General features: G+C 66.4%; 16 protein-coding genes. 8 read left to right on the top strand and 8 right to left on the bottom strand.

The window, feature by feature from the left end:
- Positions 1-5 precede the first annotated feature (5 nt).
- The 8 genes from ACSQ8Y_RS17410 to ACSQ8Y_RS17375 all read right to left on the bottom strand — a co-directional run bounded on the left by ACSQ8Y_RS17410 (position 6) and on the right by ACSQ8Y_RS17375 (position 8,301).
- On the bottom strand, positions 6-872 hold the full coding sequence (locus tag ACSQ8Y_RS17410; RefSeq protein WP_436267691.1) for a carbohydrate ABC transporter permease: 867 nt from the start codon (positions 870-872) through the stop codon (positions 6-8).
- Positions 869-2,260 (bottom strand): ABC transporter substrate-binding protein, encoded by a 1,392-nt coding sequence (locus ACSQ8Y_RS17405; protein WP_436267690.1) that lies wholly within the window; start codon positions 2,258-2,260, stop codon positions 869-871. The genes ACSQ8Y_RS17410 and ACSQ8Y_RS17405 overlap by 4 nt, the downstream gene beginning before the upstream one ends.
- A gap of 137 nt (positions 2,261-2,397) precedes the next feature.
- Positions 2,398-3,411 carry an SIS domain-containing protein gene (locus tag ACSQ8Y_RS17400; RefSeq protein ID WP_436267689.1) on the bottom strand — a complete coding sequence of 338 codons (1,014 nt, stop codon included), beginning with the start codon at positions 3,409-3,411 and terminating at the stop codon, positions 2,398-2,400.
- On the bottom strand, positions 3,401-4,516 hold the full coding sequence (gene nagA, locus ACSQ8Y_RS17395) for an N-acetylglucosamine-6-phosphate deacetylase (RefSeq protein WP_436267688.1): 1,116 nt from the start codon (positions 4,514-4,516) through the stop codon (positions 3,401-3,403). The genes ACSQ8Y_RS17400 and nagA overlap by 11 nt, the downstream gene beginning before the upstream one ends.
- Positions 4,513-5,247, bottom strand: a complete 735-nt coding sequence (locus tag ACSQ8Y_RS17390; RefSeq protein WP_436267687.1) for a GntR family transcriptional regulator — start codon at positions 5,245-5,247, stop codon at positions 4,513-4,515. The genes nagA and ACSQ8Y_RS17390 overlap by 4 nt, the downstream gene beginning before the upstream one ends.
- A 37-nt stretch (positions 5,248-5,284) precedes the next feature.
- Positions 5,285-6,157, bottom strand: a complete 873-nt coding sequence (locus ACSQ8Y_RS17385) for a BadF/BadG/BcrA/BcrD ATPase family protein (protein WP_436267686.1) — start codon at positions 6,155-6,157, stop codon at positions 5,285-5,287.
- Positions 6,158-6,439: 282 nt separating this feature from the next.
- Complete coding sequence (locus ACSQ8Y_RS17380) at positions 6,440-7,807, bottom strand: GIN domain-containing protein (RefSeq protein ID WP_436267685.1); 1,368 nt, start codon at positions 7,805-7,807, stop codon at positions 6,440-6,442.
- A 185-nt stretch (positions 7,808-7,992) separates the two neighbouring features.
- Positions 7,993-8,301 (bottom strand): hypothetical protein, encoded by a 309-nt coding sequence (locus ACSQ8Y_RS17375; RefSeq protein ID WP_436267684.1) that lies wholly within the window; start codon positions 8,299-8,301, stop codon positions 7,993-7,995.
- Between the two features lie 127 nt (positions 8,302-8,428).
- Between ACSQ8Y_RS17375 and ACSQ8Y_RS17370 the strand changes: the two genes are divergently transcribed.
- The 8 genes from ACSQ8Y_RS17370 to ACSQ8Y_RS17335 all read left to right on the top strand — a co-directional run bounded on the left by ACSQ8Y_RS17370 (position 8,429) and on the right by ACSQ8Y_RS17335 (position 14,169).
- Positions 8,429-9,346, top strand: a complete 918-nt coding sequence (locus tag ACSQ8Y_RS17370; RefSeq protein WP_436267683.1) for a LysR family transcriptional regulator — start codon at positions 8,429-8,431, stop codon at positions 9,344-9,346.
- A 147-nt stretch (positions 9,347-9,493) separates the two neighbouring features.
- Complete coding sequence (locus ACSQ8Y_RS17365) at positions 9,494-9,679, top strand: hypothetical protein (RefSeq protein ID WP_161072440.1); 186 nt, start codon at positions 9,494-9,496, stop codon at positions 9,677-9,679.
- Positions 9,680-9,738: 59 nt separating this feature from the next.
- The gene (locus ACSQ8Y_RS17360; RefSeq protein ID WP_436267682.1) at positions 9,739-10,221 is read left to right on the top strand and encodes a hypothetical protein; all 483 of its coding nucleotides are present in this window, start codon (positions 9,739-9,741) and stop codon (positions 10,219-10,221) included.
- Between the two features lie 46 nt (positions 10,222-10,267).
- Positions 10,268-11,953, top strand: coding sequence for an AAA family ATPase (locus ACSQ8Y_RS17355; protein ID WP_436267681.1), 1,686 nt, complete (start codon positions 10,268-10,270; stop codon positions 11,951-11,953).
- A 1-nt stretch (position 11,954) separates the two neighbouring features.
- Entirely contained in the window at positions 11,955-12,983 is a 1,029-nt protein-coding gene (locus tag ACSQ8Y_RS17350; RefSeq protein ID WP_436267680.1) for a general secretion pathway protein GspB, read from the top strand.
- Positions 12,984-12,993: 10 nt separating this feature from the next.
- Positions 12,994-13,539, top strand: coding sequence for a molybdopterin-guanine dinucleotide biosynthesis protein B (gene mobB / locus ACSQ8Y_RS17345; RefSeq protein ID WP_436267679.1), 546 nt, complete (start codon positions 12,994-12,996; stop codon positions 13,537-13,539).
- 52 nt (positions 13,540-13,591) lie between these two features.
- On the top strand, positions 13,592-13,792 hold the full coding sequence (locus ACSQ8Y_RS17340) for a YjfB family protein (protein WP_436267678.1): 201 nt from the start codon (positions 13,592-13,594) through the stop codon (positions 13,790-13,792).
- A gap of 68 nt (positions 13,793-13,860) precedes the next feature.
- Positions 13,861-14,169, top strand: coding sequence for a hypothetical protein (locus ACSQ8Y_RS17335; protein WP_436267677.1), 309 nt, complete (start codon positions 13,861-13,863; stop codon positions 14,167-14,169).
- Positions 14,170-14,200: the final 31 nt, after the last annotated feature.

The raw sequence follows: 14,200 nt of genomic DNA, 5'->3' as shown, positions 1-14,200 counted from the left end.
CAGCTTCATTTGTGGCGCGGTTTCAAGTAGCGCAGGCACAGCATCGCGATACCGACGCAGAACACGGAGACGACGAAGCTGGCGGCCAGCGCGCGCGGCAGCTTCAGGTGCTTCAGGCCCTGGTCGTAGGCGTAGTACAGCGCGGTGAAGGTTGAGTTCATCGGACCGCCCTGTGTGAGCACGTCCACCTCCTGGTAGGCCTTCAGCGCGGCAAGTACCGACAGGATGGTGCAGACCATGATGGTCGGGCGCAGCATGGGCACGGTGATTTTCCAGAAACGCTGCCAGCGGTTGGCGCCGTCGAGGATGGCCGCTTCCTGCATGTCGGCGGGGACGGCCTGCAGCGCGGCCAGATACATCACCATATACCAGCCCAGGCCACGCCACAGCGTGACGAACATGATGCAGAACAGGGCCAGCGTATCGTTGGACAGCCAGCCGACCGGCGCGTCGACGAAGCGCATCGCCATCAGTACGTAATTGAGCGCGCCCTGTTCGTGGAACATGAATCCCCACATGATGCCGACCACGGATACGGTGGTCACGACGGGCACATAGAAGGCCGCGCGGAACAGGCGGATGCCGGGCAGGCGGTTATTCACCAGCACCGCCAGCCCCAGCGCGCCGACCTGCACGAACGGTACCATCAGCAGGAAGACCAGCGAGTTTGTCAGGCCGGTGACGAACATCTCGTTGTCGAAGATGTAGCGGAAATTGTCCAGTCCGACCCACGCGGTGGGGCGGATCAGGCTGTAGTCGGTGAAGGCCAGGTAGGAGCCGAAGCCCACCGGCCAAAACGAAAAGGCGGCGAGCAGAACGAGGGCCGGCGCCAGGAACAGCCAGGCTGTCAAAGTAGTACGGCGCGCGCTCATCGCATGCCTCCCGCAGCCGCAACGCCGTTCCCGCGCAGGCGGGAACCCATGCTAAGCGTCATCGGCGGCACCCCATGGGTCCCCGCCTGCGCGAGGGCGACAGATGGGGCGACAGATGGGGCGACCGCGCGGCCTTGCTTGGCGAGCTTTTTGTTCCAGATGGCTACGGCTGCGTCGAGCGCTTGCTGGATGTCCTGGCGGCCGGTGACGCCGGCTTCCACCGCCTTCACCAGGGAACGGCGCAATTCGTCGTAGTCGGTCACGCCGGACACGTACAGCGTGTGGGCGTGCGGCATCGAGACCGCGCCGGCGCTGACGGCCTGCCCGGCGGCGCCGGCGTTCGGCGGCACGGACAGGAAGAACGGGTCGCGCGCCGCTTCGGCGGCGGCGGGGTAGACGCTGGCTTGTTTGGCGAACGCGAGCTGGTTGGCGTCGTTCGTCAGGTAGCGCGCGAATTCGCCGACCGCGGGCAGCAGCTTTTTATCGACGCCGGCTGGCACGGCGAAGTGCACCAGCCAGCCGCCGTCGGCGATCCCGGTCGGCCCCAGCGGCGCGGGCGCGACGCCGGTCTTGGCGTAGATGTCCCTGGCGTCCGTTTCGATGCGCTTGACCGCCGTCGGCGGCGCCAGCAGCATGCCGAGCCGGCCGCCTTTGTAGGCGTCGATCGCGGCGGGGAAATTGTCTTCGGCGAACAGGCTGTCCTTGAGCAGGCCGCCTGCCTTGTAGGTCTCGGCCAGCTTGGCGATCAGCGCGACGTGCGCGGGGGAGTTGAAGGCTGCGCGGCCGTTGGCGATCACCGGCAGGCCTTGCTGCATCATCAGGCCGTCGATCTTGGCGAGGGCGGGGCACAAGCCGGCCTTGCCGGTGCGCTGGGCGATCTGGCGCGCGAACGCGAGCTGCTCGTCCAGGCTGCGCGGCGCGCGCGTCAGTCCGGCGGCTTTGAATAGCTCGGTGTTGTAGCTGATGACGGCGACATTGCTGTACATCGGAAAGCCGTAGGTCTTGCCGCCGAAGGTCAGGTCCTGCAGGGTGCTGGGGAGGTAGCGCGCGCGGGACTCGCCTATCAGTTCGTCGACGGGCGTCAGCAGGCCGTCGCGCGCGAATTCGTCGGCCCAGGGAACGTTGAGGTTGACCAGCGCGGGCGGCGTGCCGGCCACGATGCGCGTCACCAGCTTGGTCTGGATGATGTCCCACGGGAAGTCCACCCATTCGATCCGGATGCCGGGATGGGCGCTTTCATAGCGCCGCGCCAGGCCTTCGAAGTAGGGCGTGAATTTGGGCTTCATGCTGAAGGTCCAGAATTCGATTTTCTGCACCGGCGGCGCGGCAATGGCGCACGTCGCCAGGCCCAGGGCCATCCATGCGGTCAGCAGTGTCTTGATCTTCATCGATGGCTCGGGTCGTGGTGCGTCGTTCATAGGGCGGCTTTGCGTTGCGTAGCCCGCCAGGTTTGCGGTTCGGCTGCGCGTGGCGGCTTACGCGCGCGTGCGCCAACCCGCCCGCGTTGATGGCCGCCGGCGATGGGTCAATTGGTCTTGGTGACTTTGCTCAGGTGGCGCGGACGGTCCGGGTCCAGGCCGCGCGCGGCGGACAGCTTGGCCGCCATCACGTAGAAGGCCTGGATCGCGACGATGGGATCGAGGTCCGGCGTGGCGGCGACCGGCAAGGTCAGGTCGCGCTGCGCCACGTCGTCCGGCGCGGCCAGCAGCACGCGCGCGCCGCGCCCGCGCATCTCGTCGGCCAGCGCCAGCAGGCCGGCTTGCGTCGGGCCGCGCGTGGCGAAGATCAGCAGCGGGTAGCCTTCTTCGATCAGCGCCATCGGGCCGTGCTTGATCTCGGCGCCGCTGAACGCTTCGGCTTGCAGCGCCGACGTTTCCTTGAACTTCAGCGCCGATTCCAGCGCCACCGGGAAGCTGATGCCGCGTCCCACCACCATGATGTTCTTGGCCGGCGCCAGCACGTCGAGTGCCGGCGACCAGTCCGCCTCGGCCGCCTTTTGCAGCGATTCGGGCAGCGCCTGCAGGCCGGCCAGCAGCTCGGGGTCGTTCTGCCATTGCGCCACCAGGCGCGCACCGGCCACCAGCGAGGTGATGAAGCTCTTGGTCGCGGCCACGCTTTGCTCTTTGCCTGCGCGCAGCGGCATCGCCCATTCGGCGGCCTGGGCGAGCGGCGAATCGATGTCGTTGACCAGCGCCACGGTGGTGGCGCCGCCGTCGCGGAAGTAGCGGATCGGTTCCACCACGTCCGGACTCTGGCCGGACTGCGAGACCGCGATGGTCAGGGTGTCGCGCGTGATCAGCGGCGATTTGTGCAAGGTCACCAGCGACATCGGCAGCGACGCGACCACGCGGCCCAGGCGGGCCATGATCAGGTAGGCGATGTAGTTGCAGGCGTGGTCCGAACTGCCGCGCGCCACGGTCAGCGCGGTGGAGTAGGGCGTGCTCCTCAATTTGCGTCCCAGTTCCGCGTAGCGGTCGGCGTCGTTCGCCAGTTGCAGCGCGACGCATTCGGCGGCGGACAGGGCTTCTTTAAGCATCATTGAGGTCACAACATTCTCCTTCGATATAGACAGCTTTGATTTTGAGGTCGCGATCCAGTACCACCAGATCGGCGTACGCGCCCGGCGCGAGGCGGCCGCGTTCCTGCAGGCCGATGTAGTCGGCCGCATTGGTTGATACCCGCGCCGAGGCGTCCGCCAGGTCGAGGCCGAGCCCGACCAGGTTGCGCAGGGCCTGGTCCAGCGTGAGGGTGCTGCCGGCCAGCGTGCCGTCGGGCAGGCGCACGCCGCCCATGCATTTGTGGACGATGTGCCGGCCCAGCATGTATTCGCCGTCCGGCATGCCGGTGGCGGCGGTGGAGTCGGTGACGCAGTACAGGCGCGGAATGGCGCGCAGCGCGGTCCTGATGGCGCCGGGATGCACGTGCATCAGGTCCGGTATCAGTTCGGCGTATTCGGCGTGCGCCAGCGCGGCGCCGACCATGCCGGGCTCGCGGTGGTGCAGGCCGCTCATGGCATTGAACAGGTGGGTGAAACCTGCCGCGCCGTGTTCCAGCGCGGCCACGCCGTCCTCGTAGGAGCCGAGCGTGTGGCCGATCTGCACGCGCATGCCTTCGTTGGCCAGTTGGCGCACCAGTTCCAGGTGGCCGGCGATTTCAGGGGCGACGGTGATCACGCGCAGCGGCGCCATGGCTTCGAGGCGCTGCACTTCGGCCAAGGTCGCGGCGCGCGCGAAGTTGGGCTGCGCGCCGAGCTTGCCGGAGTTGATGTAGGGGCCTTCGAGGTGGGCGCCCAGCACCCTCGCCTCGTTCTTGCCGCGCTGGCGTACGGCTTTGCCGATGGCCGTCAGCGCGACGTCGATGTCCTCCGGCGGCGCGGTCATGGTGGTCGCCAGCAGGCTGGTGGTGCCGTGCCGCGCGTGGATGGCGGCGACCGTGTGGACGGCGTCGCCGCCCTCCATCACGTCCTTGCCGGCGCCGCCGTGCACGTGCAGGTCGATGAAGCCGGGCAGGATGTAATCGTCTCCGTTCAGCGCCGGGTCGACCGCCGCGCCATTGATGCCGGCGATACGCTCGCCGAAGGAGATGGCGCCGCTCAGCCAGCCGGCCGGGGTCAGGATGTTGCCTTGGATCGTTACATCGCTCATCTGCGCGACTCCGCTACAAATTCATAATAATCGCTGCGGCAGTAGGAGTGGGTCAGCTCCACCGCCGCGCCGTTTTCCAGATAGCTCACGCGCGTGATGTGCAGCATCGCCACGCCGGGCTGGATGTTGGCCAGCTTGGCTTGCTCCGTTGTGGCGTTGACCGCGCGGATGTGCTGCAGCGCGCGCATCGGCACCGTGCCGTTGGCTTCCAAAAATCCGTACAGGGAACCGGTCACGCTGTGCGGGTTGGGCATATAGGCGGCTGGGATGGTGGTCGTTTCGATCGCCATCACCACGTCGTCGGCGGTGCGCAGGCGCTTCAGGCGCGCCACCGGCATATTGGGCGACAGGCCCAGCGACAGCAGTTCCAGCGGCGCCGCCACGCCGATCTCGCGCTGCAGCCAGCGCGAGCCGGCCGTGAAGCCGCGCTGGCGCAGCTCCTCGGAGAAGCTGGTCAGGCGCGACAGCGGCTGCTCCAGCTTGGGCGTGATGTAGGTGCCGGAGCCGCGCTTGCGGGTCAGCATGCCGCGGTCGCACAGCATGTCGATCGCCTTGCGCGCGGTGACCCGCGAGATGTCGAGCATTTCGGACAGCACGCGCTCGGACGGCAGCGCCTCGTTGGCGCGCCAGTCGCCGCTGGAGATGCCGTCGGACAGCTTGTTCGCCAGCTGCATATACAGCGGCGTGTCGCTTTCATGGTCGGGCCTGAAATCGCTCAACTGGTCTAGCACGGGTGGCTCCTCGTTTTGATTTTTTGTCAGGGTTGGTTCAAGCCTGGTCCAGCCGCTGCTGGATCAGGCGCAGCGCGCCGGCGGCCGAATCGCCTTGCGGCGCGACGATGCGCTGCAGCAGTTCCGGCGGCAGATAGGCGCGCAGCGGTTCGCCCAGCCCGCCGCACAGCGCGATCGGCAGCTTGCCGGAAGCGTCCAGCGCGTGCGCGATCAGCGCCACCTGGCGCCCCGCCTCGAGCAGGATGGCGCGCGCGGTGGCGTCGGTATCGGCGTGCTGCAGGACGATGCGCGCTAGGTGCGCGTAATGGGTCTGCGTGGCATTGGCCAGCCAGACCTGGATCGCATTGCGCTCGCCGCCGCAGGCGTTGATGACGGTCGCCGCGAAGGCGCCGCCTTCCACGCGGCCGTCGATCGCTTGCTGGATATGGCCGATGGCGCGCAGGCCGATCCAGGCGCCGCCCGCTTCGTCGCCGGCCGGGAAGCCCCAGCCGCCAACTTCCTTGCGGTTGCCGTCGGCCAAGAGGATTTCGCCCACGCTGCCTGTGCCCAGCGCGATGATGGCGCCCGGCTGGCCCAGATGGGCGCCCAGCACGGTGGTGTAGGCGTCCGTTTCCAGCGCCACCGCCGCGTAGCCGGGGTTGGCGGCGACGAAGTTGGCGGCCCACTGGCGGTTGTGCACGCCCGCCAGGCCGAGGCCGATGGCGATGCGCTCGCGCGCCGGGTAGTCCAGGCCGCTCGCCTTGAAAGCCTTCGCCGCGGCGTCCTCGACCGAGGACCACGCGTTCTTGATGCCGTGCAGCAGGCCGGACGGGCCGCTGTCGCCTTCGCCCAGCGCGGCGCCGTTGCTGCGCATCAAGCGCACCCGGGTCCCGCTGCCGCCGCCGTCGACGCCGATTAAGAATTCGATCATATGCATGTTCTCTTTGAGGAGCTGTGGGGCACTATATGGTTGGCCAACCGGCTTGTCAACAGGTATTTAACTGGTATTGTAATTTGATGAAGTGGCCTTGCTTTCCATGGCGATAACTGATGTGTAAGCGATTGTTTTTAAACGGGAAGTTATTTTCCTGCGTTGGTATTGCATCTGGTCTGGTATAAGGCCAATTTATACTGCTGAAATGCAAAACGCCCGGCTCTGGGCCGGGCGTTCGGGTAAGTCAGGCTGGGCGGGCCAGCAGGCCCGCCGCCGCCGTCAATTGTCGCGGCTGGGGCGTACACCGCTGCGGTCTATCATCACCATGTGGGCGCCGTCGGCCGTGGCGGGTTTGCCTTCGGCGTTCAGCTTGCCTTGCACATTGACCCAGGCGCTGCCGGGACCGCGCACCACGACGTCGGCCTGCCTGGCCAGCAAGCCTTTCGCCTGCAGGTTGCCCGAGCCGGTCAGGCGCGCGTTCAGGTTGGCGGTGTTGCCGTCCAGGTGGACCGCGCCGGGCCCGCTCATGGTCACTTTCACGTCCTTGCATTCGGCGCTGGTCTTCAAGTCGCCCGAGCCGCGCACTTCGGCGTCCAGCGTGTCGCTGACCTTTTTCAGGTAAATATTGCCGGGGCCGCGGTTGCGGGTGACGGCGCGCGCCACCACCAGGCCCTTGGCGTCCAGGTCGCCCGAGCCGTTCACTTCGGCGCTCAAGGTATTGCTGGTGCCGCTCAGTTCCACGCTGCCCGAGCTGTCCAGGATGACGCGCACATTGTTGCTGGCCAGGCCGCGCGCGCTCAGGTCGCCCGAGCCGTGCACTTCGGCGTCGAATTTCTTGATGTTGCCGGCGATGCAGGCGTTGCCCGGGCCGCGCAGCATGGCGCTGGCGTTCTCCACCGCGAGGTGGCAGGCTTCCAGGTCGCCGGAGCCCGAGATCTCGGCGCGGATTTCCTTGCTGACGCCGCCCAAGGTCACGCTGCCTGGGCCGTGCAGCAGCGCGTTCACGGTGTTGGTGTGCAGGTCGGTCGCGTCGAGGTCGCCGGAACCGCTGATTTCCGCGTTCAGGTCCATGCTGACGCTGCCCGCTTCGACGTCGCCGGGACCGCTCATCTGCAGATTCAGGCTGCCCGATTGCAGGCGCCGCATGTTGACGTCGCCGCTGCCGCTGGCGCGCACCACCAGGGTGCCGACGGTGCCGCTGGCCTGGACGTCGCCGGGGCCGCTGGAGGTCAGCGCGAACTGCTGGCCTTTGAGCTGCTCGGCCTGGACGTCGCCGCTGCCGCTGGCGAGCAGGCTTTTCAGGCCGGCCGCGCTGATGCGCACGGTGGCCCGTTCGGCGCTCTTGCCGAACTGGAAGCTGAAGCTGTTGCGTTTCAAGGGGCGCACGATCAGCGTGCCGTTCTCCACCACGGTTTCCATGTTGTCCAGCTGCTTGCGGGTGCCGCGCACCTCGACCGCGCGGCCGCCGTCGTCCTTGATCACGACATCGTAGGGGCCGGCCAGTTCGATGGCGCTGAAGGCGGCCACCGGGCGCGCTTCGGCGGCGATCGCTTTGCTCGGTGCGCTTTCGGCGTGGCTGGGCTGGTAGATGCAGCCGCCCAGGGCCACGAGGGACACGACGGCGGATTGTTTGATCAGCTTGTTCATATTGTTTTCACACTGTGGACTGGTGGGGAACGGTTGGTGTGTGAACAATATGATAAATCCGCCCTGATGACCCGGGGAAAGGGACGAAAGTGCGGAATCGCGGCATCAACTGCAAAAAAGTGGCGCTGAAATGCAAGCGGCCCGCACCGTTTCCGGTGGCGGGCCGCAGTCCCGGCGAAGCGGGCTTATTTGTAGAAGTCGAACTGCTGGGAGTCGGTGCTGCGGTGGTTGCGCACGGCTTCAACGGCCTCGGCCTTTACTTCGGCGCGGCTGCGCGGACCGTTTTTCTTCACCAGCGCGCTGGGGTAGTTGACGTTGGCATAGGCGTTGTCAGTGGCGGCGCTGGCCAGCAGCACCGGGGCTGGCTGCTGCTGTTGCTGCTGCGACTGCTGTTGCTGCGGCTTGGCGCTGTCGGCTGCCGGGGCGTCGGCCGCGAAAGCGGAGGCGGAGGCGGCGAAAACGGTCAGTGCGGCGATCAGGTGCTTGGCGTTCATGGTGTGGCTCCTTGTGTGGGAAGAGCGTTTGCTCATCGATGAAGCCAGTGTATACGTTGCGATCCGCGCAAAAAAGGCGAATAATGACAATGGACAATTTCTGAATCAGCAATGATCGAAAGGCACTATGGACCGGCTGCAATCGATGCGGGTGTTCGCCAAAGTTGTGGAGCAGGGCAGTTTTGCCCGTGCCGGCATGGCGATGGAGATGTCGAACGCGGTCGTCACGCGCCACGTGGCGGACCTGGAGCAGCACCTTGGCACCCGGCTGCTGAACCGCACCACGCGTTCGCTGTCGCTGACCGAGACCGGGCAGGGCTACCTGGAGCGGGTGCGCCAGATCCTGAGCGATATCGACGACGCCGATGCGCTGGCGTCGGCTTCCGCGTGCAAGCCCAGCGGCACGCTGCGCATTTACTGCCACCTGCATTTCGGCCAGTCGCAGCTGGCCCCGCTGCTGCCGCTGTTCGCCGCCGAGTTTCCCGACATCGTGCTTGACGTCGCCCTGTCCGACAAGGCCCCCGACCTGGTGGAGGACGGCTTCGACGCCGGCGTCTTCATCGGCATACAGAAGGTGGACGCCAGCATGATAGTCCGCCAATTGGCGACCTCCAGTGTGGTGCTGTGCGCCTCCCCGGCTTACGTGGCGCGGCGCGGGGCGCCGGCGCGGCCGGCCGACTTGACCGGGCACGACTGCCTGAACCACGACCTCGAACTGGTGCGCCACCACTGGTACGTGCTTTGCGGCGACAGCGAGACCAAGGTACCCATCGTTAGCAAGATGATCTCGAACAACGTGGAGGTGCTGCACCAGGCCGGCCTGGCGGGCATGGGCATCATGTTGCGTACTTCCTACACCCTGCAGGATGACCTGGCGCAGGGCCGCCTGGTGCGGCTGCTGCCCGATTACTGCACCGGCACAGTGAGCGTGTTCCTCGCCTATCCCAGCCGCAAGCTGCTGTCGGCCAAGCTGCGCGCCTTTGTCGACTTCATGACGGCGCGCTTTCCGCATCCCGAACGGGACCCCTGGCTAGCGTCGGTGTAGCCGCGCCCTACAGTTTCAGCGCTTGCGTGCCGTTAAGTTGTGTAGCGGCACAGCCAGCTGAAACCGTGTAGATACGGGCCGGAACTGTCATAATGGCTCAAGAGCTACGCCGGCTGTGCGCACGCCAAGCCGGGAAGGAGAACCAGCATGATCAAATACATCGGGACCAAGAAAACCAGCGAAGGCGGCATCCTGTATGTTTTCCTGATTAATGGTTTGCAGAAAGAAGTCCGCGAATCGGCGCTGAAGCAGTATCCAGGCTGCTACGACGCGCTGCCCGCCGCCGCCAAGGCCAAGATCAGCGCCAACCGCGCCTGGATGTCAAAAATTTAAGGAATGCGGCTGAATTGAAGCCTGCTTATTGATATCCTCTTATTGATATCCTCATATTGATGCCTGCTTACCTTACGCGCGCCGCGATGGCGTCCCTGCTGGCGCTGGCCTGCTCCGGCGTCCATGCCGCCCCTCCCACCACCTTCGGCACCGTCATCGGCAGCGGCCTGCTGTGCCGCGACGAGACCAGCAACCGCTTTTACTACGACTACATGGTCAAGTTCTTCGGCCCGCCCTACAAGCGCGAAGGCGGCGCCTGGTGGTTCCGCACGCAGGATGCGCGGCTGTGGGGTGCGGAGATCGTCGAAGTCATCGTCAGCGACGACAGCTACCCCATGGTGTTCGTCGGCGCGGTGGCGGAAAGCACCCCGGAAAAGCTGGAAGAAGCCATCATTGCCCAGGATGGGCTGCGGTATGCGAAAATTGACAGTTCGCGCTACCCGGTGCGGCAGGCCACGCCAGGCAGCCGCATCGTGTATGCCGACCGCAGAGCGAAGATATACTGCGCCAAGTTCAAGCCGCTGCCGCCCGCCTTACGCTGACGGCTAGCCACATCGTGGCCGGCTGGGGCGCTCATCCAGGGACACCATGTACACGCAGTTTTTCAATCTGAAACAATCGCCGTTCTCCATCGCGCCCGACCCGCGCTACCTGTATATGAGCGAACGCCACCGCGAAGCGCTGGCGCATTTGCTGTACGGCGTGGGCAGCGGCGGCGGTTTCGTGCTGCTGACAGGTGAAATCGGCGCCGGCAAGACCACGGTGTGCCGCTGCTTCATGGAGCAGGTTCCCGAGAATTGCCAGCTGGGCTACATCTTCAACCCCAAGCTGTCGGTGGAAGAGCTGCTGCTGTCGATTTGCGACGAGTTCCGGATCGCGCTGGCGCCGCAGGGCGCCGGCGCGGTCAGCGTCAAAGGCTATGTGGACGCGATCAACCAGCACCTGCTCGAGAGCCACGCGCAAGGGCGCAACAACGTGCTCGTCATCGACGAGGCGCAGAACCTGTCGGCGGACGTGCTGGAGCAACTGCGCCTGTTGACGAATCTGGAAACGAGCGAGCGCAAGCTGCTGCAGATCATCCTGATCGGCCAGCCCGAGCTGCGCGCCATCCTCGCCAGGCCCGAGCTGGAGCAGCTCGCGCAGCGCGTGATCGCGCGCTACCACCTGGGTTCGCTGTCCGTGGAGGAGACCGGCAGCTACATCGTGCACCGCCTGGCGGTGGCGGGCGCCACCGGCGTCGCCCCGTTTCCGCGCGGCCTGATCCAGCAAGTGCACCAGTTGACGAAAGGCGTGCCGCGCCGCATCAACCTGCTGTGCGACCGTGCCATGCTGGGTGCCTACGTCGAAAACGCGGCGCAAGTCACGCGCACCATCCTGCGCAAAGCCGCCGCCGAAGTGTTCGCGGTGGAAGCCGGGGGCGTCCAGGCGCGGCGCCTGTGGCCCGCCATCGCCGCCGGCGTGCTGGCAGGCGCCGCCATCACCGGCGCCGCCGCCTGGCAGCTGATGCCTCATTCCGCCACCTCTCCACGCACCGGCCCGCTGCCTGCAAATGCAGACACGGGCCCAGTAGCGGTTCGCTCTGCGGCGGCGCCGAATCCAGCGAATTTGTCTAGCCCGCGTGCTGACCTTGCCGGAAAAGCGGATGCCGGCTCGGCTGCGGCGATATCCGCTGCGGCAGGTGCCGATCATGCGCTGAGGACGATGGCGGGGCTGTGGGGGCAGTCGGTGCCGGACGGGGAATTCTGCCCGGCAGCGGCCAAACTGAATCTGCGTTGCCTCCACGGCAAGGGCGGCATCGATGACTTGCGCCTGCTGAACCGGCCTGCGGTGCTGAAACTGAACGACGATCCGGTCGTTCCGCGTTTCGCCGTGCTGACGGCGTTGAGCGGGCAGGGCGCCACCGTCGAGATGGCGGGCAAGCGCGAGACGGTGGGGCTGGATGCCCTGGCCAGCCGCTTCGACGGCAGCTTCACCACGCTGTGGCGGGCGCCGCGCGCGTGGCGCGACGAGGTCTCCGCAGGCGATCGTGGACCGGATGTGGACTGGCTGGCCAAGCGCCTGGCGGCGCTGCGCGGCGCCAGGAAGCCGCAGGATAACCAGCCGCTCGATGCGACCACCCAGCGTCTGCTGCGTGAGTTCCAGATCAGTCAGAACCTGAAGGCCGATGGCGTGGCCGGACCCAAGACTTTCATCCGGTTGAACCAGCTGGCCGGCGTGAATGAACCGCGCCTGCAGGCGCCGGCGCAGGCCGGCGTGGCCGTGGCGGGGAAATAATATGTCCTACATACTTGAAGCGCTGAAGAAGGCCCAGGCGGAACGCCAGCTCGGCGCCACGCCCACCATACACGCACCGACGCTCGACAGCGGTGTGATCCGCAACCCGTCCGCAGCCCGGTGGAAGCCGCTGGCGCTGGCCGCCGGCGCAGCCGTGGCCGCCGGGGCGCTGATGCTGCTGTGGCGGCAGCCGGGCACGGCGCCGATCGCGTCCGATGCCAACCGCGCAGCGCTGTCGCAGCCAGCGGAGCAGGCGTCGCCCGGCGCGCCGGGCGCCGCTCCAGTTGTCGCCATTCCAGCAGGTGTCGCTCCAGCAGGTAGCGTTCCAGCAGGTGCCGCTCCAGCAGGCGCCGTAGCCGCCGCCTCGGCAGCCGCCCTGCCCGCGCTTGCTGCCCCAGCTGCCGCCTTGCCCGCAGCTACTGTTTCAGCTGTGGCCTTGCCCGCGGCTACTGTTTCAAATGCCGCCGAACCGGCTGCCGTCTCCGCCAGGGCGCCGGTGGCCGCCGTCCCGGCTACGGCGCCGGTGGCGGCCGTTGCGCGATCGGCGCCCGCAGCGCAGCATGTGGCCACCGCTGCGAAAACGTCCGCGCTGCCAGCGCCGGCCGTCGCGTCAGCGCCGCGCCTGGCGCCGGTTGACGCTGCGCAGCCCGCGCCCTCCTTGCCGCCCGCGCCTTCCTTGCGCCTTGCTCCTTCCTTGCCGCCCACGCCGGGGCCAGCGCAGGCCACGGCAACAGCTGCCGTCCAGCCCGCAGCCAAGCCTCCGGCCAAGTCCGCGCCGGCACCCGTCGAGCCGCAGGAGGAAGCTGTCCAGTGGCTGCGCGAATTGCCTGAACCCATACAGCGCAGCGTTCCGGCTATCGCCATGGGCGGATATATGTATTCCAAGAACCCCGCCGACCGCCTCGTGCTGATCGATAAAGTGCTGCGGCGCGAAGGCGAGGAGGTGGCGCCGGGGCTGGTGCTGGAGAAGTTGCAGCCGAAAGCCGCCGTGTTCACCTTCAAAGGCTATCGCTACCGCATGCCGTACTGAAAGATTTCAGATGCATCAAGAACATCCTCCGCTTCCCGGCAACGTCGTCGGCATCGTCGGCAGCTCCGGCAGCGGCAAGACCACGCTGCTCGAGTTCCTGGTGTCGCAACTGGCGGCGCAGGGATTGCGCGTCAACATCATCAAGCACAGCCACCATGACCTGGAGCTGGAGCCGCCGCGCAAGGATTCGGCCCGCCTGCGCATGGCCGGCGCGGCCGAAGTGATGGTGGCGTCGCCTTACCGTTTCGCCATCATCCAGGAGCTGCGCGGCGCGCCGGAGCCGACGCTGTATGAGCAACTGGCCCGCTTGGCGCCCGCCGACCTGACCCTGGTGGAAGGCTTCAAATCCACGCCATACGACAAGCTGGAGGTGTTCCGCCCGGTCACCGGCCGTGCGCCGCTGTATCCGGCCGATCCGTTCATTGTGGCGGTCGCATCCGATCAGCCGCGCCCCGCCGATTTGCGCGACGGCCTGGCCTGGCTGGACTTGAACCAGCCGGCACTGGTGCTGGACTGGCTGCGGCAGCGGATGAAAATAATTGCGCCACCAGCCTAAAGGTTAGAAAAAAACGTCCGTAAACAGGGGATAGGCCTTATTGGAGGAAGCCATGGACGTTTCAGGAATCGCCCGTTTATCCAGCAGCATCGCCGATACCGGCATCAAGCAGGACGTGGCTGTCGCGGTGCAGAAAAAGGCCCAGGACATCCAGGCTTCGAGCGCCCAGGCGCTGATCGAGGCGATCCCGCCGGTGCCGAAAGCATCGAACCTGCCATCGAATCTCGGTAACAGCATCAATACCAAAGCCTGAACCGCGCGCGGCGCCTGCCTCCGGCAGTTGTCGCCGCGCGTATTTGCGCTTCCGCTTTGCAACTCTGCTTGCACTTCGCGCTTTGCGCGACCGGTTTGTTAAAAATCCTCAAGACGGCGTCAACAAAAATGCGGCCACAGGCGTTAATGGCCTACGTAGGAATTCTTACGGACAACTTTGAGGGAATCAAAATGAAGAAACTGATCGCTGCAGTTATCGCCGCCACCTTCGCCATGGGTACCGCTTTCGCCCAAGCCCCGGCCACCGCGCCTGAGGCCGCCGTTGCCGCGCCAGCGCACAAGAAAGCAGTCCACAAGAAAACAGCACACAAGAAGTCCGCCAAAAAGGCCGTCAAAAAAGCCGCTCCCGCAGCTTGATGCCGCGCCGCGCGCAGCGCGTGTGAAGCAG

The organism is Pseudoduganella sp. LjRoot289, from assembly GCF_964252925.1.
Taxonomy (GTDB): domain Bacteria; phylum Pseudomonadota; class Gammaproteobacteria; order Burkholderiales; family Burkholderiaceae_D; genus Rugamonas.
The sequence above is the reverse complement of the archived record's forward strand: the minus strand, read 5'-3'. Positions and strand labels throughout refer to the sequence as shown.